The sequence below is a fragment of the Flavobacterium piscis genome, assembly GCF_001686925.1.
Lineage (GTDB): Bacteria > Bacteroidota > Bacteroidia > Flavobacteriales > Flavobacteriaceae > Flavobacterium > Flavobacterium piscis.
Genome location: NZ_LVEN01000001.1, coordinates 111,040 through 136,018 on the forward strand (window position 1 = coordinate 111,040; position 24,979 = coordinate 136,018).

Here is a 24,979-nt window from a genome sequence, read left to right on the forward strand (position 1 = left end):
AGAATCTTTGCTATCTGAATTGGATATTTCAGCTATTCTCCTGTCTCCATATGCGGTGCATCAACAGGTTTGGATTGTGAGGAGCCAATTTGTCTTAAATAGATAGAAAGCATTATAATGGCAAAAACAGAGAGAAATTCGCTTTGCCAGTTCTGAAAAGATTCAAACCAAAATCTTGAATCCCCAATATAATCAGTGGCAGATTCCAAAGGCATTCCTTTTAATGCTAATTGTTCATTTTCATCTTTTAAGCTTCCGTAAAAGTGGGCAAAAAAGGAAAGTAGAAACAATAAGAACAAAACAATGGTGAGTGAATATTTGTAAATTTTCAGCATCCACCCGCCTCTTTTTACGGGCCATGGTGCATCTTGTCGGGTAGGTGAGGGTTCTCTGTCGACTTCTTCCTCCTGGTCAAGATCTTTAGATTCTGAAGAACCTTTCTGCATTAAAAAAATGGTAAAAACTACAAACAATGCCATTTGTAAAAATTCGCTTTCCCAATTTTCAAAAGTAGACTGGATAAAATGACCAGAAATAAGATAAGCAGAAAGATTGATAGCTGTGCTGCCTTCTTCAATTAACTCTTTATTATGTTCTTCAAATCCAAAGATTATCTGACCAATTAATGTTGCTATAAATAGTGCTAAAAAGCAGATACATAGTCCGTTATTGCGTAAGTAATTTTTCATTTGTTTTTTGTTTTGAAACAAATTTCAAAAACGGGATGCATATTTTCTTATAGAATTACAATGAAACTTTACATTATTTTATTAATTGCCCTCGCTAAGATTCATAAACGGAAACTGGATTTAAACAGTTTTTAAATGTATTTGCTTTAGTGTTTTCAAACCGCTCAAAAAAAGGGACTATAAATTACAAGTGTATATTTTCAGTTAATTATAAAACTTACTTTTTTTTGAGCTACGAAAGTTATCATGAAGCTGACTGCCTTAGTTTGAGAAGTGTAATTTGTGTCTGCACTGGGGAGTAATTATAATGCAGTTTTTTTAAATTTTAAAACAGCCCTAAAATAAATGCGCTAAATATAGCTGCAACTCTGTTGAATTATTTTTAGAGTTTGACCAGTATCAATAAAATTTTATAATTCCAAATACAATTAATTTGACTCTCCTTAATAGTAAGTTTAAAGTAAAGGATTATAAAATGAAAAGTAAATTATATAAAATCCAATCCAATGTTAATTTTAAATTTGAAGTATTAAGAACAGAAAACTTACTACTATGAAAACGCTATTTAAATTAAAAATGATTTTCTTCATATTGGCAACAGGGTTTTTACTTTCCTGTAAAAACGACAAAGACGGATATAGTGATGAAATTAATACAACAAAAACGCCTACTGATACCTCTTCAGCAGCTACAACAAAAATAGGCACCGGAACAAATTCCACCCCTGCAAGCGCAACTGAACCTGAAGGTGTTACTGGCGCAGAAAGTATTTCATCTCCAGAAACACCCGCTGCCAAACAAAACACTTCGGATAATAAAGGAACAGGTCCAGGACCGGATGCAAAAGATGGCTCGGTATATGATATATCTTCACAAACTAAAAAAGATACCGCAAAACTAGGGCCTAAGGCTAACGCTAAAGTTTCAAAAGAAAAAGAAACCAAAAAGTAATTGTCTTTTGTATTGTTACTTTATTTAAAGAAAAATTCAGGTGGGCGGGTTTGATATTTTTCTATCAGCCAAAGCGACTGCTGGAAAAACAAGGCAATTGGATTCTGACCAGGCAAATAAGAAGATTTGAAGTATTATTTTGTTTTTACGATCCTGAAAAATCTATTTTTGATAAGAGCTGGAAATGACCTGACATAGAAGAATTCCAATAACATTCAACAGGCATCGTTTTGGCTTTTTTTTTGATATTGGGCCTTAGAATCAAATTATGAATTATATCTTTTTTATATTTGATACTGATTTTACATCATACACTACTTAAAGTTATTTGCAATGGATAAGGGGGTGAGGCTGAAGGTTCGCAAAGAACTGGACGGCAAACAGCAGTTCAAAATTATTAAATTAAAAGGACGCCTGATCTCAAAGGGCTACACCCAGATCATACACATTTTGGATCATGACGCAGAGTTCCATGTCAATTCTTTTGATATTGGGAATGGAACGGGCATTGAAGTGCGTGAATTTATTGCGGCCTTTATAGCCAGGGAGGAGCTTGAGGATAGTATATCAATTTTAAGCTAATGGCAGCGAATTGAAATTTTAGTTGCCTGAAAAAAGAATTATGAAAAAAAGCGCCCTGTTTCAATGAAAGGGCGCTTTTTGATTTGCCGGTAATCTTTAAAAAGCAGTATGGGCTGTTTGATATTGTTTTTTGGAAGCTTTTCCCGCTCTAAGTTGCAATCTTTTGTGCCAAATCCCGGCCAAAAGGATTTTCACTACACACGAGCGAAGCAATCGGGGCTATGGCTCCTGAAAAGCCCTGTATTATCCCGGAGAACTGTACATTCAAACCCAAAAGACAAAAATTACGTAATATAATAATCAGTAACTTTTTGAATAAAAAATAGCGCCCATTGTCTTCAATTGGCGCCATTTGGCTGCAGTGACCCATAAGGACAAATTACGCAGCAATTTAGGAGGATTTAAAGAGATTGTCTTAACTGGAAGCAGAGGGTTGCCTTTCATTGGCTTTATGAATTTGGTTTGGATGTCATGTTGGGGATTGGAGCGAAAGTTTAATATTTTTCACATCAAAAATCCCCTAAACACAAAGCAAGTTGAACTAGTTGTATCATTCGATAATAAACCAATTTTGAGCACATTTTTATTTTGTAGAATCAGACTGATCGGCAGGCTTCTGTTGCTTATCCATCATAGCAGCAACTGCGGTATCGGGCAATATATTGCTCATACCGATCATAGCCTTGTTCTTAAAACCGGAAATAATTTTATCCTTGCCGGTCATTAATGCCTCATACCCATCTTTTGCCACATCGGCCGGATCAGAAAGTGAGGATTTGTCCTGCACCATTGCGCTTTGCTGCATATCAGCCTTATTAAAGAAATCGGTATCGGTCGCGCCTGGTAAAAGCGCGGTAACCGTAATGTTATTTTCTTTAAATTCATGCCTGATAGCTTCAGAAAAAGAGTAAACAAAAGCTTTGGTAGCGTGGTAAACCGACTGCCATGGTCCTGGGGTCTTGCTGGCTATTGAGGCAAGATTCAAAATTTTACCATAGTCGCGGGCTATCATTTGCGTTGCAAAATGTTTTGTCAGGATTACAGTGGAGGCAATGTTCAGGTCAATAATTTCCAGCTCGCGCTGGAGTTCAGTATCCTTGAAAAGTCCGTAAACTCCTTGTCCGGCATTATTTACAAGCACGTCAACCTGTATGTTTCTTGACTGCACTTCCGCGCACAGTGCAAAGGCGTCCTCTCTCTTAAACAGGTCTTTTGCAATGGCTATGACCTCGACACCCTGCTTGCTGAATTCGGCAGCCCTGTTTTTCAATTCATCAATATGCCTTGCCACAATAACAAGGTTATAGCCGTCGCTGGCAAAGAGCTTCGCAAGCTCGTAACCGATTCCTTCGGTAGCTCCGGTAATTAGCGCATAATTTTTATTATTTTCCATGATGTTTTTTATTAAAAGTTTAATTGTTTTATCGACCAATCATTTGGGATATTTATATATTTATATAAATAGTATTCACTTTTAAAATTTTATTTAAAAAAATACTATTCTAACAACTGCATAAAGAAGGGGCATTCTATCTCTAAATAGTAGGATATCCACCCGTCACCTGTACAGTTGATCCTGTCATATAACTGGACTCCTGTGATGCCAGGAGTACGTATGCTGGAGCTAATTCAGCAGGTTGGCCTGCACGTTTTAGCGGGGCATCTGCGCCAAATTCTTTTACTGCTTCTGCCGGCATAGTTGAAGGTATCAGTGGCGTCCAGATTGGACCGGGTGCCACGCAGTTCACTCGTATTCCCTTTTCCCCCCACAGCTGGGCCAGGCCTGATGTAAAATTTTGTATCGCAGCTTTTGTTGCAGCGTAAGCGAGAAGGTTCGGCGATGCCTTATAGGCTACGACAGATGTGGTATTGATTATAGTGCTTCCGGGAAGCAGATTCTTTTCAGCTGCCTTACAAATATAAAACATGGGATGAATATTGATTTTGAATGTTTTATCCCATTCATCCGAGGGGATTTCCTGAAGAGATTCCCTTGACATCTGAAAAGCGGCGTTATTGACAATGATATCTATGCCTCCCAATTCCTCCACCGTTTTTTCCACTATTTTACTGCAATGGTTTTCATCAGAGATGTCGCCAGAAATTAGTACTGCCTTTCGGCCTGCTTTTTCAATATAATCTGCGGTGTCTTTGGCGTCATCATGTTCATCAGCATACGATATTGCCACATCGGCACCTTCTCGCGCAAAGGCTATGGCAACGGCTTTTCCTATGCCGGAGTCTCCGCCGGTTATAAGGGCTTTTCTTCCCTTTAATTTTCCTGATCCTTTGTAAGATTCTTCTCCATGATCGGGTTTCAGTTGCATATCTGCTTCATATCCCGGAGTTTCCTGTCTTCCTTCTTCATAAGGAGGTTGGATGTATTTGGTTATAGGGTTTTGTAAAACAGTATTTTCCATGATTTTATTTTTAGGGTATTAATAAATTATGTACAGAAAGATGAATGCTAATAATGCTTCAGATTCACATTTGATTAAATTCGAAATGATAAACGTTGCCAGTACCTGGCTAATATTTGATCTGTCTACTCATAGCTATTTTATATCACCTGCAAGTGTGGCCTAACCTGAATGGTCACGATATCGCAACGTTTCGGTTGTGAAAGACAAAATAAAACGCTCATGGCGATATCTGCTGCTTTAAGCATTTCCATTTTTTCAATTTGTTCTCTCTGCTGCTCTTTTGGCGCGGGTTGCATGTCGCTGGTGACGGCGCCTGGCTCAATAAGGGATACTTTTATACCAAGTTCGTTTACTTCTTTTCGAAGTGCAGTAGTAAATCCTCTTATTGCCGACTTTGTTGCAACATAAACAGTTCCGGTTTCTTCATGCGTTTCGGCGCTCATTGAACCTATGTTGACAATATGGCCTTTCTTATGGGTTTTCATTCTTGATACCGCTTCTTTAGTGAAAGATATGTATCCCAGGATGTTGGTTTCAAGAATATACTTTATGTTTTCATATTCTTCTTCTTCAATTCCATTAGCAGGTAAAGCGGCATTGTTAATAAGGATATCAATACCTCCAAGCTTATCGTCTATTTCCTGCCAGATCAGTTCAATATCTTCTTTTCTGGTAATATCTGCTGTAATGCCATAGACTTCTCCTTCTGCCTGTGCTTTAATAGCATCAATAGCCTTATCGAAATCGTCCTTATCTCGTCCAAAAATAAAAATATGACCGCCCAGTGAAGCCAGGAGTGCTGCTGTTGCTTTTCCAATTCCGGTTGTACCGCCCGTAATCACAATACGTTTGCGGTCAATATTCTGTCCAAAATAGTTTGATAAATTTTCCATATTATTTAGTGTTTGCAATCAGGTAGATTATTTGTTCTTACTGTTCTATTTTAAGGGTTGACGTTTGCGTATTTTAAAATTTGTACTTTGATGGCATGCTGGTTTTATACTTGTTATTATAGCAGCGCCAATTATAGTCAAGCCCAATATTAAATGTGGCAGGAATACCTTATCCGAAAATCCCAGGAGCCATGGCGATGTTGCCAGAAAAATTCCCGTAACGGTATCCAGCATAAAGTGGATATTTATTGGAATTATTTTTATAATTCCTAATTCATAGTTTGTCAATAAGCTGTACAGCAATGACCAGGTGCCTACAGCATACAGAACTGTATTAGGCATTTTTTCTGATTGAAAATTTAAAAGGTAAGCTGCAGCAATTAAAATGATTCCCACGCTGTAGTCTGTATAAGCATGGTTTTTTGTTTCCATTATTTGCATAAATTCCAAGTTTAATATATCTTATTTACTTTGTGTTTGCTTTTTATCAGAAGAAAACAGCAGCATTAAAATTGCCCCGGTAATCAAAATTCCGGCGGCTGTTTTTACTAAAAATTCTTCTCTGTTGTATTTCCACTCTGATTTTAATCCGATTTCTTTAGGGATGTTTGGAACATGACCTTTAGAAAAATCACTTAATACACCTTCTACCATATCTACTCGGTCAGCAAGTATAAGCGGCAGCCATCGGCCATAGCTGGATTCGCTGTATTTATAAGCGAGTCTTCGAATTACACCGCTTAATCCTGATGGCGGTTTTGATGTTCCGTATACGGCAGTAAGGTTAGGTCTTTCGACTGATTGGAGTATTTCTACCGTTTCATCCTGCTGTGCGGGACGCTCCCAGGTGTAGCCTTTGTGCTCGTCGTTATTTCTTATTTTAATAGGATACGTGGGATCGTTTTTTTCATTAGCGTCAATTCCCCATCCTTTTATTTGGCTGTATTTGCCCAGTCTTTCATTTGTAAAATCTTCCGGGCTTGTTTGATCTGTTATCATACTATTAAATTTTAAAATTAATTATCTCGCTGATGGCGGAACTAAAACCGTTTTAATACAATTATCCAGTTTTGATGAAAATACATGATAGGCTTCAGACACCTCTTCAAGTGGAAACCGATGTGTTATGAGTCCTTTAGGATCCAAAATGCCGGATTGCACATGATCGATGAGCCTAGGAAGCAGTCTTTTTACAGAAGCCTGATTGGCACGAATTGTAATTCCCTTATTCACTACATTTCCTATTGGAATCAGGCTGTCAATAGGACCGTAAACTCCCACAATCGAAACAATTCCACCTTTCTTCACGCCATTAATTGCCCAATGTAATGCCGTTGTAGAACCACCCTGAAGCAGCAATCTTCGGCCGGTAATGGTATTCATAACATTACCTGCAGCTTCGCATCCTACGGCATCAATGCATACATCCGCTCCAAGGGAATCGGTAATGCTTTTCAGGAATACAACCGGATCTCCGATGGAATTAAAATTAAAGGCTTCGCATTGCGCGTACTTTTCTGCAAATTCCAGACGATAATCAATATGGTCTATAATGATGACACGCCCGGCGCCAAAAAGCCACGAACATTTGGCAGCCATAATTCCAATGGGTCCCGCACCAAAAACAACAACTGTATCACCCGGCTGAATACCGCCCATCTCGGCAGCCTGATATCCGGTAGGCACTACATCGGTTAACAGAACAGCGTCATCGGGATCCATCCATTGCGGTATTACAACAGGCCCAACATCGGCATAGGGAACGCGAACATATTCGGCCTGACCGCCATCATATCCACCAGCGGTATGTGAATAACCAAAAATACCGCCAACAGCAGTAGCTTCTGGATTTGATTCATGGCAGTTGCCATAAAGTTCCTGACGGCAAAAAGCACATTTACCACAGGAGATATTGAATGGTACAATGACCCGATCGCCAATCTTCACGTTTTGTACTGCGGATCCCGTTTCGACAATCTCGCCAATAAATTCATGTCCAAAGGTCGATCCGACACGGGTATCGGGAACCAAACCGTGATAAAGATGAAGATCCGAACCGCAAATGCACGAACGCAGGACTCTTACTATAGCATCTTGAGGATGCAGGATTTCCGGAATGGGCTTATCGTAATCTGCGCGGATTCTGTGTGGCCCGCGATAATTCATTGCTAGCATATTTTCTAAATTTTAAATGAAACAAAAGTTTTATTGTGTTTTATGAAATGTTGAGCGCTACAAACAAGGCATTGGAATTTTCTTTGTCCCTGGCCGTTGTAAAAGCGTCATTTATTTTTTCGATTGGAAAACGATGCGTGATCATTTTTTTGGCGTTAAGCTTTCCTTTCGAAAGCAGGTCAAGGCAAATTTGCATTTCGGGATAAATATCCCAATAGGAATAACTGGCACTCGGAATCAATTTTATTTCTCCCATTTGAATGCGATTCCAATCCATCTCTGTAGTTGTTTTTCCTTTGTCAAAGCCGCCAACAATGACCACTTTTCCGCCAATTCTTGTATACGTTGCAGCCTGCGGAAGTGTCATCTCCATTGCGGTACCACCGGCGCATTCAAATGTAATGTCGGCACCAAGCTGATTGGTAAATTCCATTAGTTTTTGGTAGCCGTCTTCTTTTTTTGTGTTTACCGTGACATCAGCACCAAGTTCTTTGGCAAGCTGAAGGGAAGAATCTACGATATCAAAAATAATGACGTCGGCACCGGCTATTTTGGCTAGCTGCAATTGCCCAAGTCCAATAGAACCCGAACCGATAATGGCAACCTTATCGTTGATTTTTAGCCCGCTTAGCTGAACGGCATGCAACCCGACAGAAAAAGTATCCAGTAAAGCAGCTTCTTCATAACTAACATGGTCGGGCAGTTTATAAAATTTTTTGGCAGGTCCGCTGACATATTGGGCAAATGCCTGCGAAACGCTTTCCATTCGAACCTTATAAAGATCCGGGCATAAATTGTATTGTTGAATATTGCACCACGTGCAGCTGTCGTCACCCAATACGGTTTCGATAACAACCCTGTCACCAGGTTTTACATGAGTAACTTCAGGTCCCACACTCACCACTTCACCGGCAAGTTCGTGCCCCATTATTTTACATGCCAGATGGGGATCTTCGACTTTCCAGTGGCGAAGGTCTGTTCCACAAATACCGGCAACCTGTACCTTGGCCAAAACCCAGTCAGGTTTCTGTAATTGAGGGATCTGTACTTCAGCGATGGAAAAGTCTCCTTTTTCAGTCTTTAATGCGGCGGTCATTTTATCATCCATAATTAAAAATATTATTTGTTAGAAATTAATATTGTTAAACAGCTACTAGTTATAATAGGGGTTGAAAATTTAATTCCATAAGAAAACTTACAAAGGCTGTTGATTTTACACATTACAGTCTAAACTTCAAAATTTGACAAGATTTAGCATTACTGATATTTAATTTTAACCATAAGTCAAATTTGCATTTTTAGAAGATCAGCATTTTATATAATATTCTAAAAAACTTACAAAAATATAACATGTTATATTTCAGTGCTATAGGTGTAAATTATATAAATACACTATATAATGATATAAACACAAATTCTAAAAAGAACACACTTTTATATTTCTTAATTACAATATAAACAGCGTATTATGGATAAGGATGATATTAAGATTGATGACTGGTACCGAATTTTATTTGGAGAAGCGCCACCAGAAATTATTGTTGAGGTAGCCATTAGAAGTATTGTTTTATATATGGCATTAATAATTGTCGTCCGACTATTGGGAAAACGGACCAATTCCATATTAACAATAACGGAAAGGGCTGTATTTATTACACTGGGTGCTATTGTTGCAATGCCAATGCACGGACCAACTCACGGAATCGTGATTGGAGTAGTAGTATTGCTGACAATTTTGGTATTGCAACGAAGTCTTACCAGAAGCTTTTTTATAAGCAGAAGTTGGGAGAAGTTAATGCAGGGTCGGCTGGCGATTCTTATAAAAGATTCAGTTATTGACATCGGACAATTAGAAAAGCATTTTATTTCGAGACAGCAGTTATTTGAGCTTTTACGCGAAAAAGAGATAAGACATCTAGGGCAGGTTAAAAGAGCTTATATCGAGGCCTGTGGTACAGTCAGTATCTATAAACATAAAGAGGTAAAGCCTGGTTTATCAATACTTCCTGTAAAAGATATAGATATCATTATAACAAAGGACGAGAACCATAACGCCTGCACGTGGTGTGGAACTGTTGTCGAAAAAGATTATAAAACAGAATGTCCCAAATGCGGACATAATAATTGGGTAAAACCTTCAAAAGAATTTATAAAAGATGGATAAGGACGATATCAAATTAACAGATTGGGGTCGCATTTTTTTAGGAGAAGTGCCACCGGAATTTATTCTTGAAGTCATCATAAGAATATTGTTTATTTATATAATACTCGTTGTATCACTACGACTATTAGGAAGACGTATGGAAGCGATGCTCAGCCGTGGGGAGATGGTCACATTGGTGACCCTGGGCGCATCTGTGGGTGTGGCCATTCATACCCCGGAAAGAGGGCTTTTGCCGTCGGTAACGGTAATCCTTATTATTATTTCACTACAGGCGTTACAGGCTTATATTACTTCCCGAAATTCAAAGGCAGAACGGATTGTCCTGGACCAAATCTCAACATTGGTAGAAAATGGACGTTTGATGATTAGTGAAATGAAAAAAAGCCGCATTACCCACGAGCGTCTTTATGCCGCTTTAAGACTAAAAGGAATCATTAATTTGGGTCTGATTCAGCGTTTATATTTTGAATCTAAAGGGGTTTTCTCCATAGTTACCTATAGCGATGAAAAAGAAAGACCAGGATTATGTCTGTTGCCGGAAACGGATCAGGATTTTAGAAGCGAGATAGCGTATGATGAGAATTTTATTGCTTGTCGAAACTGTGGCAATACGGTTTCCAAACAAAATAATATTTATAAAAAATGTCCTGTTTGTGATGTAAATCAATGGGAAACAGCGGTTAAAAATAATTTATAATTCTTTTTAAAGCTTGTTATAAACTTAAGAACTAAGTTAAAACAAAAAAAAAGAAATCATGAGAATAGACTAATACATCAAATAAAACTGCTTTTTACACTTTGTCTTTTAATAACAATTTAAAAGGTTTTATCTATGAGTAAAGTAGCGGTACAACAGTTTATTAAACAGCGCGAAGGTATATTGATCAATATGGGATCTGTAGACAGCGAGACACCGCTTGCTTATCAAACGAGTTACGCGGCATCCAAAGCGGGCGTGCGAAGCCTGAGTCTTGCATTGAGCCAGGAACTGCGGCTTAATGGTTATAAGAATATTAAGGTTGTTACTATTGAGGCCATGGGCTGTTGATACACCGTGGTGGAGACACGCTGCAAACTACAGCGGTGTAGAACCGAAAATGGCACTCATGGACGGGTCCGATAAAGTAGTAAACGCCGTAGTTCGAAAATCGCTAAGACCTAAAAAAATAGTTCCGGTAGGATAGAAGGCCAAAGGTTCTTCTTTTATGGCAAATGTGTCTCCACGCTTTAACGAATGGTTTACAGCTAATGTTTCCCAAAAGTACCAAATGGAAATGGGGCCGAAGGTTCCTGATACGCAAGGTTCCATTTATCAGCCCATGTCAGAAGGGCGTGGAGTGGATGATAAAGTAGATGAAAGAATGAAAGAGAATAAAGTAAAGAATAAAAAGTAAAGAATAACGATAAAAAGTATTAATTTAAACAAAATATTATGGTACTGGAAAAACAAAACCCAGATCAAGAAGAAGACTTTAAAAAGGAGATTTATTTAGAATCATCATTGACCGAACTGCCTTCGGATCTCTAACCGAATTAGAAAAATACTATCACGAGAACATACAATTGAATTATCCTAATAAACAAGGATTAGCATTAACCCGCAAACAAAAACAGAGCTGAAAGTTCGCGGCTCTGTTTTTTTAGATATTAGTTGATATGTTTATCATGAATAAGTTCTTTCATTGTATTTCGGTAAAAACCAAATTAACAGGAGCACATAATTCAATGATCTTTCCGGTGCTGGTGAGTTTTCCGCTTATTCTATCGCGCTTAAAAACCACTATATTGTTTGTCTCCTCGTGCCCAACCAAAAGAAAATTACCCAAAGGATCAATCGCAAAGTCGCGGGGCTCTTTTCCGCCAGTGTTAATTCGATCTACCAAATCAAGTTGGCCATTTTCACCCCCTTTATAAATTGAAATAGAATTAAGATCACCACGGTGAGAGACATATAGAAAATTTCCGTCAGGAGATATTTTGATGGCTGCAGAACTAGCGCTTCCCTTAAAATTTGCAGGAGTGCTATTTGTTTCGTTCAGGATCTCTAAGCTTCCATTTTTATTATATCGAAGGGTAGTCAAAGTTCCGTCTAATTCATGTAGTACAAATATGAAATTTCCTTTTTCTGAAAAAGCTGCATGTCGTGGACCACTTCCTGATTTAAGGTCGATACTCTCTTTTAATGTCAGGATCTGGTTATTAGCGTGAGGCGAATAATTATAAATAAATACCTTATCCAGTCCTAAATCATTAGCCAAAACAAATTTCTTATCGGGTGAGAAATAAACCATATGCACATGTGCCTTTTCCTGGCGTTCTTTATCAATTCCTTTTCCCTCGTGCTGAATAAGCTGGCGTATTTCAGAAATAGTATTGCCCGTCATTTTCTTAAAAACCGCGATACTGCCTCCACCGTAATTGGCAGCTATAACATTTTGTGCATCATCAATTATATGGCAGGGATCGGCACCTAAGGTTTTATTTTTATTGAGAAATTTAAGTGTATGCTCTTTTGAATTGTAGGCAAAAGCACTGACGGTACTTTGTTTGCCGTCCTCATTTATGGCATACACATATTTATTGTCTTCTGAAACTGTTAAATAACTGGGGTTTATAGTTTTTTCTGTACTGCTGCCGATCAGCTTTAGTTCTCCCGATATGGCATCAAACTCGAAAATATATATTCCGTCACTATCGCAATTTTTGGTATACGTTCCTACCAATAGGTTAAATTTAGTGTGATTTCTAATTAAATTGGTATCCATGGCGTAAATAATTAAATTTCAATAAGAAAGTAAAAATGATGACTCAATTAATACTCCAGTCTGTTTAAAATAAAACCTTCAAGTTCCTTGTCGATAACATTATCCCGATGGGAAGAAGTAAGGATCTTGCTGTAAAACAAGATAGTATTCTCAATAATAAATTCATCCAGATCGTTCAGACATAATACAAACGTAGGCTGCGTGGTCTGCCACATTAGCTTATTTTCCGACGAAATATCTCTAAGCACAACTTCGCAGCTGTCTTTTGATTCCGATTGATCGACACTTGTTATTGTATTAATCGTGAGTTCAAAATCATTATCTACATCATTATAGGAGCCGGTTAAGAAATACGTTATGTTCATACTATTTTTATTGTGTTAAAATGATACTGAAATAGGGGCAACCTCAACAGAATAGTTTTGTATAGGGTCAATCCCTTCTTGAATCGTTATCAGTTGTTCAGCTTTTTAGCGGCACTTTCTGTACTTCCGTCACCTCCTGATTTTTCATTAGAGCCTTTCTCAAATTTATTAGGTTCATAACGCTTTGGGTCAGTTCCTGTTTCATCCGGTTTACAGGGTTTTTCGGTGTTATCTTCAGAATTCATGTAATTTTCGTTATTCTGCTGCTGGCTGTGAAAGGGACATCTTTGAAGTTCTTCTTTAGGGTAATTGTGTAAATTTTCCATTGTTACTGATTTAAATTATAAGATGCTTAAAATTAAGCTTATAGAGTTAACTGTTTTTATATGAAAATGACGAATTCTTATCAAATTTACATTTGACTAATCAAAACAATTAACTTTAGACTTTTTTTTTCATGTATTTTTCAATTACTATTTCCCTTTTTAGTGCTGGAATCTCAATGTTATGTTCTTTAAAAGACTTTTTAATGTTTTCATAAAAATCAGAAACTACAAATCCAAAATCGGCATTTGCTGTCCAGGCAAAGACAGACAAAAGAATCGCTTCTGAAGTCAAATCTTTAATTAATATCAAAGGTTCGGGCTGATCCAGAATTCTTTTGTCTGCTTTTATAAGTTCATGAATTATAGTTTTTACCTGATGCAATTCGCTGTTATGGTTGACACTTAGTGTTATATCAGTTCGGCGTGTCATTTCTTTGGAAAAGTTTCTAACGATACCATTTGATAATGCACCATTTGGAATATAGACAGAATGGTTGTTTGGCGTAATGATTTTAGTACTGAAAATGAATATGGCTGCAACGGTTCCTGATTCGCCCTGCGCTTCGATGTAATCGCCAACACGCAGCGGTTTAAAAAGAATAATGAGCAGCCCGCCGGCGAAGTTTGCCAAAGAGCCCTGGAGCGAAAGTCCAATAGCCAGACCTGCTGCACCAATTGCTGCAACAAATACGGAAGTTTCAACTCCAAGTTTGGTGATGACGCTCACAAAAAGCAATGCCCGAAATGTCCAGATCAGTACATCCATGACAAATTTTAAAAGTGTGTCATCAAACCTTTTCCTGCTGATCAACCGCGTCATTATCACTCTGAAAATTTTAATGATGATTATACCAATAACAAGGGTTAATATGGCGGATAGCAGATTGGGCCAGAATGCCATGGCCGCTGCTTCCGTCCTTTTCCAGTATTCGTTTACTTTTTCCATAAGTAATCAGTCTATTTCCGAAAAATATTCTTATTCTAAAAGAACAGTTATTGCCTTTATTTTATTTCTATTCTTGATTTTGGGGTTGTCAAAAGCGCAGCACCTATCTCAATAATACCAAGAACCAAATGGGGCATGTATACTATTTGGGCAAAACCCAATAACCATGGCGATGCTGCCAGAAAAATGCCTGAAAAGATATCCAGCGCTAAATGCCCTTTCATTGGAATTATTTTTAGAAATCCTAATTCATAATTAGTCAATAAGCTATAGATAATTGCTGTAACACCTACGATATAAAAAACGGTACTTTCCATAGTGTTGACGTTTAAACTGAATAAAGATGGTGAAGCAAGCAGAAAGATTCCCATGATATAATCCATATATCCATGAGTTTTTGTATCAATAATTTTCATTTTTTTTGAATTTTAATTAATAATAGTTTTATAAGTTATTTTACCATGATGTTCTAACCATACTGACGCCTGGGAAGTCCAATTGCCCTCAAAGGCTTAGCAGTTATTTCGCGGAATACCAATTTTTTTTTTTGACTTCAACTTCGATTTTAGACTGCCAATTCTGATAGGTAGGATTCGGCTTCGGAAGCAGAGAATACATTCCAGCCAAATTATTCAGGAACTGTGTTGTGAGCTCATAGGGCATGTCAGCTTTTTCCGCCAGTCAGTTTTTGGCATTGTAAATTTATGAGACATTATGTGTGATGATTGATTAGGTGCTGTAAACGCCTTACTGAAATTAGTTTATATTGGTCCGTTTTTAAAAACGCGGAACGAGTTTCGCATTGAAATCCATCCGAAAAGGAGCAGTAGAATTCCAAAAAGAAGAAATCCGTAATTCCAAAGCTCTTTGTTAGCTGTGATTTCTTTAACATTATGTATTTCGAGAATCTGATGATTAATAATTCCCTCTGCTAAATTAAAAATTCCCCAGCCTGCCAGTATACCTCCTGTCAGGAGATTTCCAGAAGTATTAATATTGATTTTTCGCATCAGTTTCCAAAGCAAATAAATTCCGATGATTGTAGAAAGTAAAGTGAAAAGATGAAAAATACCGTCCCAAAACATATTCACGCTTTTTTGCAGTACGGTCATAGGCGGGAATTTATTGGAGAACATTTCGTGCCATTGCAAAATCTGGTGCAGGATAATTCCGTCCGTAAATCCACCAATACCTATTCCTAAAACTATAGATGCAGAACCAAGTGGTATACAGGCAATTTTAGGATCAGTTATATCTGAACCTGAATTCAGTTTATAATTTCTGAGAGAAAGATATATTAGAATTATTATAATAAGAGCCAAAACTATGAAGGCCGAAAATAGTACGAAAATGTTAGTATAAACGCTCTCCCTTATAGCTTGCTGCAATTCTTTACTGCAGCTAGTACAGCAATAAGCATTAGAACTGCAAAAGAACAATACAATGACCAGTATTTTATTCAGACACAGTGCAATTTTATAATTTCTTATACTATTAAAAAGATTTATGATGGAGAGAAATGGCCCTGACAAAATTAAAAATGATTTCTTTTCTTTCATAAGATTCTATTTTTATGTGCGATAGATTAATGTTTTTTAATATGTTGCATTTTTTTTAAAGATTTGAATTTACTTTTGAACTGGTCATCAAGCATGCCGCAATTTCAAATAGACCTAATATCAGATCAGAAAGATAAATAGGATCTGAAAGCCTAAAATCCATGGAGAAGCAACAAGAAAAAGACCAGATAATACATACAGAAATAAATCGATTTTAATTGGGCTCTTAAACCTATTTCAAATTGTTTTATTATGTCCTCCGTTTTTAATATTTTTATTTACTCATTTTTTTTTTGAAATTTTTGATTTTAAAAATTGCACACTAAATCCCTGTTCATTTCTAATTTACAAAGCCAAATATGATTCTATCTCATCATTAGATCAAACAGATCCAAGCTTGATACCGTGTACCCTCTGATAGTGATACAGCATTCGTCATTTGTGGAATTTAAAACTACTAACCCTCTTTTTTCTAAAAAAAGCAATACATCTAAAACTTCTGGTTGGTTTTTGATGTTTTCATGTAATTCTTTGTCAGAAAAACCAATTTTGTTGTAAAAAGCAGGAAGAGCAATTTCAGTTAATTCTTCCAATGTGAAATCCCGTGTATAATCTTCAGCAAGAATTTGAAGTATGGCCTTTTTTAAATCAAAATTTATATTATGCATAGTTATAATTATTATTACAAGGAGTGAATATGTAAATTAAAATCAAATTTGCATATTTGAAGAATTCAAATTTTATATAATCTTCGAAAAAAATTACAAAATACAAATCAAGATTATAATTATCTGATGACAAAATGGGTATCATCACTTGAAATGTCGTTGGGAATTATTCTAAGCTCAGTAATTCTGATGAGATGAGGATTACCGCAAAAAATTATCGCTCAGGACAAGGTAGTTATGATTGTTGGGGATGACATACAATTTGCCAAAACGCTGCTGGATGTCACCCGTAAAACGGGTGCCTGTCGGTAATCTGCGTGAGGGGCATATAATGTCTTCACATAAAGTGAAGTAAAGAAACACTTAAAAACGCTATCCATCCTAAACAAACCGTTTGCTTTTGAAAGCTGACGGAAATTTTAAGCGACTGCAGTATGGTTTTCCCTTTGGAGCAATTTTTCTGTTTTGGAATCCAGTAGTTGCTTCAGAAATTTAGACTGTCCATTCAAATTTATTTTACAAAATTTTAATCTGTATTTACAAAATTTCTTTCCCAGGAAGTCCTTGTCTGATTAATATAAGGCTAAGGCCTTTTCTCTTTTTTATCTACAAATGGGCTATAAGGTTTTAATTAATCGGGTATTCAAAATTGCTACCACTACCTGATTCGGATGATATTTTCAGTTTTACTATTATTTTTTAGCAGCTTTTCCCGCTATACGTTTCAATCTTTGCAGCGAACCACGCTGTAAAGCATTTCCAATGCACACGAGCGAAGCGAACTGGTGAAGCAATTGGGGCTAGGCTGTCGCGCCCCGTTTGATATTTGTAGCATTACATATTTAATTCCAATTGTTGTGTATTTTCAAGAAGCGGATTTGGTATAGTTATTTTTCAGATCTGATTCTCCTTTTAAGCCTTTTTGAGATTTTGCCCTAATAGTAGTATCTTAGCCATGTAGTAAGAAATTCCCACTAATGGAGCCCCAGCAGTATATCAGACTCTCAGCACTTAATGACATGATCCATGACACGATTAGTGCGCGTTTTGAAGCACAACTTTTTTGGGTATTGGCCGATATCACCAATCATTCCTATAAAGCAGATAAAAAGATCCATTATTTTGAGCTGGTGGAGAAAGCGCAGAATGGCAATGCAATCACAGCCAAAATGATGGGCAAATCATGGGGAGGTGGGGCTATTCGTATTGAGGAGTTTGAAAAAAATACGGGACAGGCTTTTACCAACAACCTGCATGTATTGGTACAGGTAAGCGTTGATTATCATCCCTTGTACGGCTTGTCAGCGAGCGTTTTGGATATTGACAGCAATTTTATGCTGGGAATACTCGAGCAGCAACGAAATGCTACCCTTGATCGTCTGGTGAGAGAAAATGATTATATCCAAAAAGTAGGCGATGAGTACTCCACTTATAACAGCAGGCTGCAGCTTGGGGCGGTAATTCAGAAAGTGGCTGTAATTTCTTCGAGCAGCTCGGCTGGGAATGAGGATTTCCGCCATACGATGCAGCATAATAATTTTGGGTATGTTTTCCGGATTGATGATTATTATACGGTGGTACAGGGAGATAACAATGCCAAACTATTCTTGAATAAACTCATCGAAATCTATACTACCGGAATTGCGTACGATGCTGTTGTCATTAACAGGGGCGGAGGCTCACAGTCTGACTTTTTGATCTTTGACAATTATAATATCGCAAGGGCAGTGGCCAAGTTTCCCATTCCGATTATCACCGGGATCGGGCACCAGAAAAATGTCAGTATAGCGGACCTGATGGCCCATACCCATACCAAAACACCCACCAAGGCGGCTGAGTTTATCATTGCCCATAACCGAAGTTTTGAACTTGGGATACTCGCGCTCCAGCAAAATATCGTGATCAAATCACAGCAGCTTTTTCATGTCCATTACAAAGAATTAAGCGAGCTCAAAAACGCCATTTCCCGTAGCGCAATGGAACTTATACAGCTGCACGGTGAGGAGCTGACGCGAACCAATCATCGAATTACAAGCTGTTCAAGGGAAGTTTTGTACGGGCACCAAAAGAAACTAATCCTTACCGCACATCAACTGGCGCAAAGTCCGAGAATGCTGTTTCAGCAGCAAAAAAATGATTTAGGGAATATAAAAAACAGTATACAGAATGCAGCAGGTGACTATCTTCGCCATGAGAAGCTTGCTTTGGAATACCAAAAGAAAAGTATCGGGATGATGTCCCCGCAAAATATACTACGCAAAGGGTACGCAATTGTGAAGGCTGGTGAAAAAATTATCAGCAGCGCCGATCATATAGAGGCTGGTGACGAGATAGAAGTGATACTGAAGGACGTAAAACTAAAAAGCATTGTTAAAGAAAAAATACAATATGATGGAAGAGAAACTGACCTATGAGGCGGCAAAGTCCGAGCTGACAGCCATTTCAAAACAAATAGAAAGCGAAGAAATATCAGTGGACCAGCTGGCTGCAAAAGTCAAAAGGGCATCAGAGCTTATTGAGTTCTGCCAGGCCAGGCTTAAAAGCACAGAAGCGGAAGTGAATAAAATCATCAGCAGGATGGAGCATCCCGAAAACTAATCAATGACGGTATCAATTTATTTTATGGAATCTTCAGTTGGAATCCGGTAAATAATTTTATTTTTGATACCAGACGGTATCAATGTTATTTAAATTAATCGCAATGGAAAAGGGGCTGAAACTGAAGGTTCGAAAGCAGCTTGACGGCAAACAGCAGTCAAATATTATTAAATTAAAAGGAAGCCTGATCTCAAAGGGCTACACCCAGATCATACACATTTCGGACCAGGACGAGGAGTTTCATATCAATTCTTTTGATATTGAGAGCGGAACGGCCGGCGAGGTGCAGGAATTTATTGCTGCCTTTATAGCCAGGGAGCAGCTTGAGGACAGTATATCTGTTTTTAAGTAAGGGCGGGAACTGAATTTAATTAGCCTGTAAAAAGCATTACAAAAAAAGCAATGACCAAGCACTGCATATCCTCCGAAATTGGTAGTATAGCAGTATTGAATTTTGGCGGCAGTGAGGATAAGGGTAATATCTGATCCTCTCTGAAATTTAAATATTTTCTGCTGCCTGTCTCAAAGGCAGGGTGACTATAAATTCTGCCCCGTTATTCTTCTCTCCCATGGCCGATATGGTGCCATTGTGCCTGTTGGCTATTTTTCTGCAAAGTGCAAGTCCAAGGCCGTTTCCTTCATACTGGTCTTTGGAATTTAACCTTTCAAAGGCCGTAAAAATTCTCTCGGCAAATGCAGGATCTAGTCCTATTCCATTATCCTTAATGGTGATCTGTACGGCTTCTGCGCCGTTTAGGCTGGTTCGAACACAGGTAATGACAACACGGGGAGGCTCCTCTGTTTTGGAGAATTTAAGCGCGTTTTGTATCAGGTTGTAAAAAAGCTGGGTGATGAGAATGGGAGCCCCTTCTATTTCAGGTAGCTTGCAGGCATTCAGTATGGCGCCTTTCTCTTTTATGATCAGTTCCAGATCTGTTTTTATATCCTCAATGACTTCCCCGAGATCTACACGCTCTATGGGCTGACGGGTCTTGTCTATAGTGGAATAACTCAGGATGCCCTCTATAATGTTATCCATCCTTACCGCCGACTGGTCTATTTTAGTGAGGTGTTTTTTGAAGTTCTCATTAGACTCGCTCTCTTTTTCATTTCTCAATAGTGTGTTGAAAATTTTAATCTTTCTCACAGGTTCGCGCAGGTCATGGCTCACCACGCCCGCAAAATGCAGCAGATCATCATTGGACCTTTTGAGTTCCTCCGTATTTTGGTCAACCTGCCTTTTGAGCTCCTGCTCAAACTCCCGCTGTTCGGTTATGTCCTGAATAATTCCGATAATCGCCGTTGGCGTGCCGTTTTCGTCCTTGATGATCCTGCCGTTAATTTTAGTCCAGCGGATTGATTGGTCCTCTTTTATAATCCTGCTCTCATAGCATATTTTTCCTGTAACTAGGGCTTGCTCATGTGCTTTTTCTCGAAAGGGCAGATCCTCGGGATGCAGTTTTGCAAGCAGATCTTCATTTGATATTTCCCCGTCAATGCCCAGAATAGAGTTGAAGTTCCTACAGGTTTTCACCTTTTTTGTGGCAAGGTCTATTTCATAGGTGCCCAGGCCTGAGGAGTCAATGGCAATGCGGAGCCTTTCCTGGGCACTTTGCACCTGGAGTTTGGCCATATGGATTTCAGTTACATCGGCCCCTGTATTCATGATCGCATAAATATTCCCCTGCTCATCAAGCAGGGGAATAAAGCTATAGTTGAAATAATGTGTCTGTAAAACCCCGTTGATAAGAAGATCGACCCTTTTGTTTTTGGCATGGAACGGTATACCGGTTTTTAGGGCGCCTAGCGCCTGGTCAAAAATCTGCTGGTTTTGAATTTCGGGAAGCACCTCGAGGTAGTTTTTTCCCACTACCTGATCCCCTTTGCCCCAGGTACTGATCATGGCGGTATTGGCCAGTTCTATTTTAAGTTTGTCACCTGTGTATACAGCAATGGGTAGCGGGGTGTTGTCCACTATGTCTTTTAAGAGCCTCATATTTCGGTACATGGCAATGTGTTTTTGGTTTGCTTTTGCTAAGCTATTGTTTTTTAGTAAATATAATTATAGTACTTCAGACCAGTATTATAGAATTGAGATGTCTAAAAATATTTGCTTTTCTTTATTATCCGGCCCACTTAGGTCTTTTCTGATCGGATGTAGAATTGCTGGTAAAAATAAATTGGCTTTTTTCATGTTCACCTCATTTAATAATGATTCAAATTTTTAAAAGGCTATTTTTGGCTGGATGCCCCTTCATGCTAATTTATGAAAACTAAAATAATTTGTTTATCTTTTTGACGGAAAAATTAAACAATATTTAAATTTTAACAATATGGAGCCTTTATCATTGTATTAGTTGTAAATAAACAATAAAATAATTTAATTTTAATAATTAAAATCATACTTATTGGTTTGTGGCAAACATATGATCTGATACATCGATAACAGCCGGGATCCTGTTAGCATTTTACATGCCAAGGTACTTAGACTTCCGTGTACTCAATTTTAGCTTTGGCACAATAGCTGTTTCTAAATACTCTGCGCAGCTTGTTTAAGGGGAAGGGAAACTATAAATTCGGCGCCGTTTCCTTTTTTTCCTTTAGCTGTTATAATTCCATTGTGCCTGTCAACTATCTTTTGGCAGAGTGCCAGGCCGATGCCGTTTCCCTCGTATTCATTCTTGGAATGAAGCCTTTCAAAAGCACCAAATATTTTCTGTGCATAAATCGGATCAAGTCCTATACCATTATCCTTAAAGGAAATTTCAACAGAATCAACCGAATCGATATTCTTTAGAACCGCAGTAATTATAACCCGTGGAGGCTGGTCTGCTTTTGTGAATTTCAGAGCATTTTGGATAAGATTATAAAACAGCTGCTGAATCAGGATAGGGGCACCCTCGAGCTCGGGAAGATCGTTTATAATCAGGATGGCCCCTTTTTCTTTTATGATAAGCTCCAGATCTGTTTTGATGTTCTCCAACAGGTCGTTTAGAAAAATATTTTCAACGGGCTGTGTGCTTTTGTCTATAGTAGAGTAGGCAAGGAGCCCTTCAATGATGCACTGCATCCGATTGGCAGAATGGGCAATTTTGTTTAAGTGCATAACAGAGCGGTCTGGCAACTGGCCTGCAGTGTCATTTTTTAGGAAGTCATTGAAGATTTTGATTTTCCTGACCGGCTCCTGAAGGTCATGGCTCACTACATTGGCAAAATGCAGCAGGTCATCGTTTGATCTTCGAAGTTCGGTGGTGCTTTCCTGGATCTTTCTTTTCAGTGCCGCCTCAGATTCTTTTTGGTCCTGTATATCCTGAACAACCCCTAAGATTGTTAATGGGGTACCTTTTTCATCTTTTATGATTTTTCCAAAAACCTTAACCCATTTCCAGGAGCTGTTTTTTTGCAAAATTCTGGCTTCGTAGCAGACCACTCCGTTTTCAAGGGCATCTTTGCGGGCTTTTTCCAGAAGGCTGCGATCGTCCGGATGCAGTTTTGCTATAAGGGCATCGATGGTAATTTCAGAGTCGGCGGCCCAGAGCTTTTTAAAATTATCAGAGGTTGTGATCTTGTTTTTTACAAGGTCGATTTCATAGGTACCCATACCGCAGGCTTCGATGGCCATGCCCAGCATTTCGCCGGAATTTATTATCTGGCTATTTGCCTCATGCAGTTTGGTTGCTTCCGTGCAGGTATGTACCACGCCGTAAGCTACTCCTTTTTCATTGCGAAGGGCAGTAAAGCTATAATTAAAAAAAAGCGGTGTTGATACTCCCTTTATAAGAATATTAATTTTTTGGTCATAGGCCTTAAAAGGTATTCCTGTTTTCATTACCCGCAGGATTTCCTGGCTGATCGAATCCTGCCCGGGCTCAGGGGCAATATCAGCGAATTTTTCGACGATCACCTGACCGTCCTTATTCCATAAATTCCTCATGGCTGCATTAGCAAAGGAAACAACTAAATCCTCAGTAGTGTAAACTGCGGTGGGCACCGGCGTTTGCAGTGATATTTCCTGTAGAAAATTTAAGTTATGCTGCACAATTGTTAGTCTTTATGGTTTACGCTAAGGTAGGGTGCCTGCTAAAGAGTGGTGTTATACAATTTAATGTCGTTGGTTGTAGAACTCCAACCTAGTCAACATTATGAGCGCTATATTCTGCGCATGTAAATAAAAAAACACATACTTTTAATATTACTGCTTTTTTGAAATTTTTATTATGCATTTATATAGTACTTTTGGCAATTGTAAACACCGCCTACTATGACAAGCCCTAAAAATTCTGCCGTAACTTCTGCTGGCCTGGAAGAAAAAGAGCCACTGAAAATTATACTGGCCGAGGATGATAAGGATGACCAGGAATTATTTATGGAAGCCCTTGATGCCACCAATGTCCCTTCTGAGGTAACAACTGTAGAAAACGGGCAGGAATTGTTAAACGCCCTGAAAGATCCCGACGAGCCAAATCCTGATATTGTTTTCATTGATATCAATATGCCAGTTAAAGGAGGCAAGGAGGCGCTGGCTGAAATAAAGAGTGATAACGAACTTAAGGATATCCCGGCCGTTATGCTCTCCACGTCGAACCATCCCCGTGATATTGAAGAGACTTTTAACAAAGGGGCAAACCTCTATGTACAGAAACCAAGTTCTTTTAACGGCTTTATTCTGGTTCTGAAAAAAGTATTCGTACTGCACTGGACAAAAGCTCTGCTGGATCCGGTAAAAAATATCTTTTTTGTTTCTGAAAAGAATATATCCCATAAGGATTAAATAAAATTCAATCAGGGTGCCTTTGAGATGCCCGATTATAGTATTGTAAAATAAAAATCTCAATTTCAGTGCCTTTTCCTTTTAAAGGCTATCTTTGAGCAATTAAATACATTAAAATGCAAGAAGGTACAGTAAAATTTTTCAATGAAGAAAAAGGATTCGGATTCATAACTCCAAGTAATGGAGGAAACGAAGTTTTTGTTCATGTTTCAGGTCTATCGGAAAACATTCGTGAAAACGATGAAGTACGATATGACATTGAAGAAGGCCGCAGAGGTCCAAACGCAGTAAACGTAGTGATAGCATAATATACTATAACGGTTAACTTATAAAAGGCATCTGCTCAGCAGATGCCTTTTTTGTTTTATGTAATGTAAGTTTGCTTTTACCATAAAAATAGTAAATTCTTTTCAAGATCTTGGATATCATTGTAGTCTTTAACTGTTAAATATCCGAGAGTTTCGAAGGGTCGGTGGCCTCGGTGATGCTTTTTCCCTCAGAATTGTTTTTTTTGTCCAAAGCATCATCCAGGTAATCCTTCTGGTAGTCATTCAGGCGGCCGGCTTCTCCGGTACCTTCTCCGGGCTGCATGCTTCCCGAACTGCTGTAGGCACTGTTGGCATTTTCATTAGTGGTTTGCTGATCTTCTTCGGATGTGTTTTTATTCGTTTCCATGATTTTCAGTTTTATCGGTTTTCTCTTTATGATTTTCCAGCAGCTCACGGGCCTGTTTGAGTCCGGTAGCTATGGCAATTCCTTCTTCTGCACCGTCCTGAAGCAGGGCATTGGCGATCTCGACAGCCTTTTCGCGGAGTTCTGCGGGCTGGTTTTTATAGGATGGGGATAATCCCCATGAGACCCAGGCATGATATTAATTATTTTCTGCTAGCTAATCCCTGACATCATCCACTCTGGTACCTGCGGCCCTCACGGCTGTTTTTAATGTTTCCTGTGGCACATTAAACTTTTCAGACCAATACTGCACCTCATAAGATTCGTTTATATTGATCTGCGAATCATCTGCTTTTCCGGTTTTCGTTTTATCATCCATGATTTTTAAATTTAATAGTTTACCCAAAGTTACTTTATGAGCTCCCCAATCCT

30 protein-coding genes and 1 pseudogene are annotated in these 24,979 nt (G+C 38.4%); 11 read left to right on the forward strand and 20 right to left on the reverse strand.

What is annotated here, in order from left to right; translation table 11 throughout:
- Window positions 1-32 precede the first annotated feature (32 nt).
- Entirely contained in the window at window positions 33-689 is a 657-nt protein-coding gene (locus FLP_RS00545; RefSeq protein ID WP_065447553.1) for a DUF6766 family protein, read from the reverse strand.
- A gap of 552 nt (window positions 690-1,241) precedes the next feature.
- Here FLP_RS00545 and FLP_RS00550 point away from each other — a divergent pair.
- Both FLP_RS00550 and FLP_RS00555 read left to right on the forward strand, forming a co-directional pair.
- Complete coding sequence (locus FLP_RS00550; protein ID WP_065447554.1) at window positions 1,242-1,640, forward strand: hypothetical protein; 399 nt, start codon at window positions 1,242-1,244, stop codon at window positions 1,638-1,640.
- 333 nt (window positions 1,641-1,973) lie between these two features.
- The gene (locus FLP_RS00555; protein ID WP_065447555.1) at window positions 1,974-2,222 is read left to right on the forward strand and encodes a hypothetical protein; all 249 of its coding nucleotides are present in this window, start codon (window positions 1,974-1,976) and stop codon (window positions 2,220-2,222) included.
- Window positions 2,223-2,805: 583 nt separating this feature from the next.
- Here the strand turns inward: FLP_RS00555 and FLP_RS00565 are convergent.
- The 7 genes from FLP_RS00565 to FLP_RS00595 all read right to left on the reverse strand — a co-directional run bounded on the left by FLP_RS00565 (window position 2,806) and on the right by FLP_RS00595 (window position 8,821).
- Window positions 2,806-3,615 (reverse strand): SDR family NAD(P)-dependent oxidoreductase, encoded by an 810-nt coding sequence (locus FLP_RS00565; RefSeq protein WP_065447557.1) that lies wholly within the window; start codon window positions 3,613-3,615, stop codon window positions 2,806-2,808.
- A gap of 142 nt (window positions 3,616-3,757) precedes the next feature.
- A complete protein-coding gene (locus FLP_RS00570; RefSeq protein ID WP_065447558.1) occupies window positions 3,758-4,642 on the reverse strand; it encodes an SDR family oxidoreductase in 885 nt (294 codons plus the stop codon).
- A gap of 140 nt (window positions 4,643-4,782) precedes the next feature.
- On the reverse strand, window positions 4,783-5,556 hold the full coding sequence (locus tag FLP_RS00575; protein ID WP_244894292.1) for an SDR family oxidoreductase: 774 nt from the start codon (window positions 5,554-5,556) through the stop codon (window positions 4,783-4,785).
- 27 nt (window positions 5,557-5,583) lie between these two features.
- On the reverse strand, window positions 5,584-5,970 hold the full coding sequence (locus tag FLP_RS00580) for an SPW repeat domain-containing protein (RefSeq protein ID WP_243397572.1): 387 nt from the start codon (window positions 5,968-5,970) through the stop codon (window positions 5,584-5,586).
- 30 nt (window positions 5,971-6,000) lie between these two features.
- On the reverse strand, window positions 6,001-6,537 hold the full coding sequence (locus FLP_RS00585; RefSeq protein ID WP_065447561.1) for a hypothetical protein: 537 nt from the start codon (window positions 6,535-6,537) through the stop codon (window positions 6,001-6,003).
- A gap of 21 nt (window positions 6,538-6,558) precedes the next feature.
- The gene (locus tag FLP_RS00590; protein WP_065447562.1) at window positions 6,559-7,713 is read right to left on the reverse strand and encodes a zinc-dependent alcohol dehydrogenase; all 1,155 of its coding nucleotides are present in this window, start codon (window positions 7,711-7,713) and stop codon (window positions 6,559-6,561) included.
- A 40-nt stretch (window positions 7,714-7,753) separates the two neighbouring features.
- On the reverse strand, window positions 7,754-8,821 hold the full coding sequence (locus FLP_RS00595; RefSeq protein WP_065447563.1) for a zinc-dependent alcohol dehydrogenase: 1,068 nt from the start codon (window positions 8,819-8,821) through the stop codon (window positions 7,754-7,756).
- 360 nt (window positions 8,822-9,181) lie between these two features.
- Here FLP_RS00595 and FLP_RS00600 point away from each other — a divergent pair, with 360 nt between their 5' ends.
- The 4 genes from FLP_RS00600 (at window position 9,182) to FLP_RS25815 (ending at window position 11,271) form a co-directional block, all read left to right on the forward strand.
- Window positions 9,182-9,877, forward strand: coding sequence for a YetF domain-containing protein (locus FLP_RS00600; RefSeq protein WP_065447564.1), 696 nt, complete (start codon window positions 9,182-9,184; stop codon window positions 9,875-9,877).
- Window positions 9,870-10,574, forward strand: a complete 705-nt coding sequence (locus FLP_RS00605) for a DUF421 domain-containing protein (RefSeq protein ID WP_065447565.1) — start codon at window positions 9,870-9,872, stop codon at window positions 10,572-10,574. The genes FLP_RS00600 and FLP_RS00605 overlap by 8 nt, the downstream gene beginning before the upstream one ends.
- Before the next feature lie 135 nt (window positions 10,575-10,709).
- Window positions 10,710-10,925 carry an SDR family NAD(P)-dependent oxidoreductase gene (locus FLP_RS00610; RefSeq protein ID WP_065447566.1) on the forward strand — a complete coding sequence of 72 codons (216 nt, stop codon included), beginning with the start codon at window positions 10,710-10,712 and terminating at the stop codon, window positions 10,923-10,925.
- A gap of 220 nt (window positions 10,926-11,145) precedes the next feature.
- On the forward strand, window positions 11,146-11,271 hold the full coding sequence (locus tag FLP_RS25815; RefSeq protein ID WP_262496251.1) for a hypothetical protein: 126 nt from the start codon (window positions 11,146-11,148) through the stop codon (window positions 11,269-11,271).
- A gap of 285 nt (window positions 11,272-11,556) precedes the next feature.
- On the opposite strand, the gene FLP_RS00620 is transcribed toward FLP_RS25815, so the two are convergent.
- The 8 genes and pseudogenes from FLP_RS00620 to FLP_RS00650 all read right to left on the reverse strand — a co-directional run bounded on the left by FLP_RS00620 (window position 11,557) and on the right by FLP_RS00650 (window position 16,506).
- Window positions 11,557-12,642: a lactonase family protein gene (locus FLP_RS00620; RefSeq protein ID WP_065447568.1), complete on the reverse strand. Its 1,086-nt coding sequence runs from the start codon at window positions 12,640-12,642 to the stop codon at window positions 11,557-11,559.
- 47 nt (window positions 12,643-12,689) lie between these two features.
- Window positions 12,690-13,007, reverse strand: a complete 318-nt coding sequence (locus FLP_RS00625; RefSeq protein ID WP_065447569.1) for a hypothetical protein — start codon at window positions 13,005-13,007, stop codon at window positions 12,690-12,692.
- Window positions 13,008-13,096: 89 nt separating this feature from the next.
- A complete protein-coding gene (locus FLP_RS00630) occupies window positions 13,097-13,333 on the reverse strand; it encodes a hypothetical protein (RefSeq protein WP_065447570.1) in 237 nt (78 codons plus the stop codon).
- A 115-nt stretch (window positions 13,334-13,448) separates the two neighbouring features.
- Window positions 13,449-14,099, reverse strand: coding sequence for a mechanosensitive ion channel family protein (locus tag FLP_RS00635; protein ID WP_243397573.1), 651 nt, complete (start codon window positions 14,097-14,099; stop codon window positions 13,449-13,451).
- 27 nt (window positions 14,100-14,126) lie between these two features.
- Window positions 14,127-14,279 (reverse strand): annotated as a pseudogene (locus tag FLP_RS25820) (mechanosensitive ion channel family protein); the annotation flags it as partial.
- 56 nt (window positions 14,280-14,335) lie between these two features.
- A complete protein-coding gene (locus FLP_RS00640; RefSeq protein WP_244894293.1) occupies window positions 14,336-14,662 on the reverse strand; it encodes an SPW repeat domain-containing protein in 327 nt (108 codons plus the stop codon).
- 378 nt (window positions 14,663-15,040) lie between these two features.
- The gene (locus tag FLP_RS25040; protein ID WP_083195758.1) at window positions 15,041-15,838 is read right to left on the reverse strand and encodes a DUF2243 domain-containing protein; all 798 of its coding nucleotides are present in this window, start codon (window positions 15,836-15,838) and stop codon (window positions 15,041-15,043) included.
- 365 nt (window positions 15,839-16,203) lie between these two features.
- On the reverse strand, window positions 16,204-16,506 hold the full coding sequence (locus FLP_RS00650; RefSeq protein ID WP_065447573.1) for a hypothetical protein: 303 nt from the start codon (window positions 16,504-16,506) through the stop codon (window positions 16,204-16,206).
- A 977-nt stretch (window positions 16,507-17,483) separates the two neighbouring features.
- Between FLP_RS00650 and xseA the strand changes: the two genes are divergently transcribed.
- The 3 genes from xseA to FLP_RS00660 all read left to right on the forward strand — a co-directional run bounded on the left by xseA (window position 17,484) and on the right by FLP_RS00660 (window position 19,456).
- Window positions 17,484-18,920, forward strand: coding sequence for an exodeoxyribonuclease VII large subunit (gene xseA / locus FLP_RS00655; RefSeq protein ID WP_065447574.1), 1,437 nt, complete (start codon window positions 17,484-17,486; stop codon window positions 18,918-18,920).
- Entirely contained in the window at window positions 18,895-19,104 is a 210-nt protein-coding gene (gene xseB / locus FLP_RS25045; RefSeq protein WP_317044560.1) for an exodeoxyribonuclease VII small subunit, read from the forward strand. Before xseA ends, xseB begins: the two co-directional genes overlap by 26 nt.
- 103 nt (window positions 19,105-19,207) lie before the next feature.
- Window positions 19,208-19,456, forward strand: coding sequence for a hypothetical protein (locus FLP_RS00660; RefSeq protein ID WP_065447686.1), 249 nt, complete (start codon window positions 19,208-19,210; stop codon window positions 19,454-19,456).
- Window positions 19,457-19,603: 147 nt separating this feature from the next.
- Here the strand turns inward: FLP_RS00660 and FLP_RS00665 are convergent, their stop codons facing one another.
- Together FLP_RS00665 and FLP_RS00670 are read right to left on the reverse strand one after the other, a co-directional pair.
- Complete coding sequence (locus FLP_RS00665) at window positions 19,604-21,112, reverse strand: PAS domain-containing sensor histidine kinase (RefSeq protein ID WP_065447575.1); 1,509 nt, start codon at window positions 21,110-21,112, stop codon at window positions 19,604-19,606.
- A 522-nt stretch (window positions 21,113-21,634) separates the two neighbouring features.
- Window positions 21,635-23,143, reverse strand: a complete 1,509-nt coding sequence (locus tag FLP_RS00670; RefSeq protein WP_065447576.1) for a PAS domain-containing sensor histidine kinase — start codon at window positions 23,141-23,143, stop codon at window positions 21,635-21,637.
- A 222-nt stretch (window positions 23,144-23,365) separates the two neighbouring features.
- On the opposite strand from FLP_RS00670, the gene FLP_RS00675 reads away from it, so the two are divergent.
- Both FLP_RS00675 and FLP_RS00680 read left to right on the forward strand, forming a co-directional pair.
- On the forward strand, window positions 23,366-23,875 hold the full coding sequence (locus tag FLP_RS00675) for a response regulator (protein WP_065447577.1): 510 nt from the start codon (window positions 23,366-23,368) through the stop codon (window positions 23,873-23,875).
- A 116-nt stretch (window positions 23,876-23,991) separates the two neighbouring features.
- On the forward strand, window positions 23,992-24,183 hold the full coding sequence (locus FLP_RS00680) for a cold-shock protein (protein WP_056191739.1): 192 nt from the start codon (window positions 23,992-23,994) through the stop codon (window positions 24,181-24,183).
- A 136-nt stretch (window positions 24,184-24,319) separates the two neighbouring features.
- Here FLP_RS00680 and FLP_RS00685 read toward each other — a convergent pair whose 3' ends face one another.
- Both FLP_RS00685 and FLP_RS00690 read right to left on the reverse strand, forming a co-directional pair.
- Entirely contained in the window at window positions 24,320-24,598 is a 279-nt protein-coding gene (locus FLP_RS00685) for a hypothetical protein (protein WP_123921629.1), read from the reverse strand.
- Window positions 24,599-24,764: 166 nt separating this feature from the next.
- Window positions 24,765-24,926: a DUF3606 domain-containing protein gene (locus FLP_RS00690; RefSeq protein WP_083195759.1), complete on the reverse strand. Its 162-nt coding sequence runs from the start codon at window positions 24,924-24,926 to the stop codon at window positions 24,765-24,767.
- Window positions 24,927-24,979: the final 53 nt, after the last annotated feature.

Excerpts from the sequence above, each read along its gene's own strand:
- FLP_RS25040 (WP_083195758.1), bottom strand. The coding sequence starts at position 15,838 with ATGAAAGAAAAGAAATCATTTTTAATTTTGTCAGGGCCATTTCTCTCC.
- FLP_RS00625 (WP_065447569.1), bottom strand. The coding sequence starts at position 13,007 with ATGAACATAACGTATTTCTTAACCGGCTCCTATAATGATGTAGATAAT.
- FLP_RS00595 (WP_065447563.1), bottom strand. The coding sequence starts at position 8,821 with ATGGATGATAAAATGACCGCCGCATTAAAGACTGAAAAAGGAGACTTT.
- FLP_RS00610 (WP_065447566.1), top strand. The coding sequence starts at position 10,710 with ATGAGTAAAGTAGCGGTACAACAGTTTATTAAACAGCGCGAAGGTATA.
- FLP_RS00665 (WP_065447575.1), bottom strand. The coding sequence starts at position 21,112 with ATGTACCGAAATATGAGGCTCTTAAAAGACATAGTGGACAACACCCCG.
- FLP_RS00635 (WP_243397573.1), bottom strand. The coding sequence starts at position 14,099 with ATGGATGTACTGATCTGGACATTTCGGGCATTGCTTTTTGTGAGCGTC.
- FLP_RS00675 (WP_065447577.1), top strand. The coding sequence starts at position 23,366 with ATGACAAGCCCTAAAAATTCTGCCGTAACTTCTGCTGGCCTGGAAGAA.
- FLP_RS00570 (WP_065447558.1), bottom strand. The coding sequence starts at position 4,642 with ATGGAAAATACTGTTTTACAAAACCCTATAACCAAATACATCCAACCT.
- FLP_RS00590 (WP_065447562.1), bottom strand. The coding sequence starts at position 7,713 with ATGCTAGCAATGAATTATCGCGGGCCACACAGAATCCGCGCAGATTAC.
- FLP_RS00555 (WP_065447555.1), top strand. The coding sequence starts at position 1,974 with ATGGATAAGGGGGTGAGGCTGAAGGTTCGCAAAGAACTGGACGGCAAA.
- FLP_RS00550 (WP_065447554.1), top strand. The coding sequence starts at position 1,242 with ATGAAAACGCTATTTAAATTAAAAATGATTTTCTTCATATTGGCAACA.
- xseA (WP_065447574.1), top strand. The coding sequence starts at position 17,484 with ATGGAGCCCCAGCAGTATATCAGACTCTCAGCACTTAATGACATGATC.
- FLP_RS00600 (WP_065447564.1), top strand. The coding sequence starts at position 9,182 with ATGGATAAGGATGATATTAAGATTGATGACTGGTACCGAATTTTATTT.
- FLP_RS00585 (WP_065447561.1), bottom strand. The coding sequence starts at position 6,537 with ATGATAACAGATCAAACAAGCCCGGAAGATTTTACAAATGAAAGACTG.
- FLP_RS00640 (WP_244894293.1), bottom strand. The coding sequence starts at position 14,662 with ATGGATTATATCATGGGAATCTTTCTGCTTGCTTCACCATCTTTATTC.
- FLP_RS00660 (WP_065447686.1), top strand. The coding sequence starts at position 19,208 with ATGGAAAAGGGGCTGAAACTGAAGGTTCGAAAGCAGCTTGACGGCAAA.
- FLP_RS00690 (WP_083195759.1), bottom strand. The coding sequence starts at position 24,926 with ATGGATGATAAAACGAAAACCGGAAAAGCAGATGATTCGCAGATCAAT.
- FLP_RS00620 (WP_065447568.1), bottom strand. The coding sequence starts at position 12,642 with ATGGATACCAATTTAATTAGAAATCACACTAAATTTAACCTATTGGTA.
- FLP_RS00650 (WP_065447573.1), bottom strand. The coding sequence starts at position 16,506 with ATGCATAATATAAATTTTGATTTAAAAAAGGCCATACTTCAAATTCTT.
- FLP_RS25815 (WP_262496251.1), top strand. The coding sequence starts at position 11,146 with ATGGAAATGGGGCCGAAGGTTCCTGATACGCAAGGTTCCATTTATCAG.
- FLP_RS00630 (WP_065447570.1), bottom strand. The coding sequence starts at position 13,333 with ATGGAAAATTTACACAATTACCCTAAAGAAGAACTTCAAAGATGTCCC.
- FLP_RS00545 (WP_065447553.1), bottom strand. The coding sequence starts at position 689 with ATGAAAAATTACTTACGCAATAACGGACTATGTATCTGCTTTTTAGCA.
- FLP_RS00680 (WP_056191739.1), top strand. The coding sequence starts at position 23,992 with ATGCAAGAAGGTACAGTAAAATTTTTCAATGAAGAAAAAGGATTCGGA.
- FLP_RS00565 (WP_065447557.1), bottom strand. The coding sequence starts at position 3,615 with ATGGAAAATAATAAAAATTATGCGCTAATTACCGGAGCTACCGAAGGA.
- FLP_RS00605 (WP_065447565.1), top strand. The coding sequence starts at position 9,870 with ATGGATAAGGACGATATCAAATTAACAGATTGGGGTCGCATTTTTTTA.
- xseB (WP_317044560.1), top strand. The coding sequence starts at position 18,895 with ATGATGGAAGAGAAACTGACCTATGAGGCGGCAAAGTCCGAGCTGACA.
- FLP_RS00580 (WP_243397572.1), bottom strand. The coding sequence starts at position 5,970 with ATGGAAACAAAAAACCATGCTTATACAGACTACAGCGTGGGAATCATT.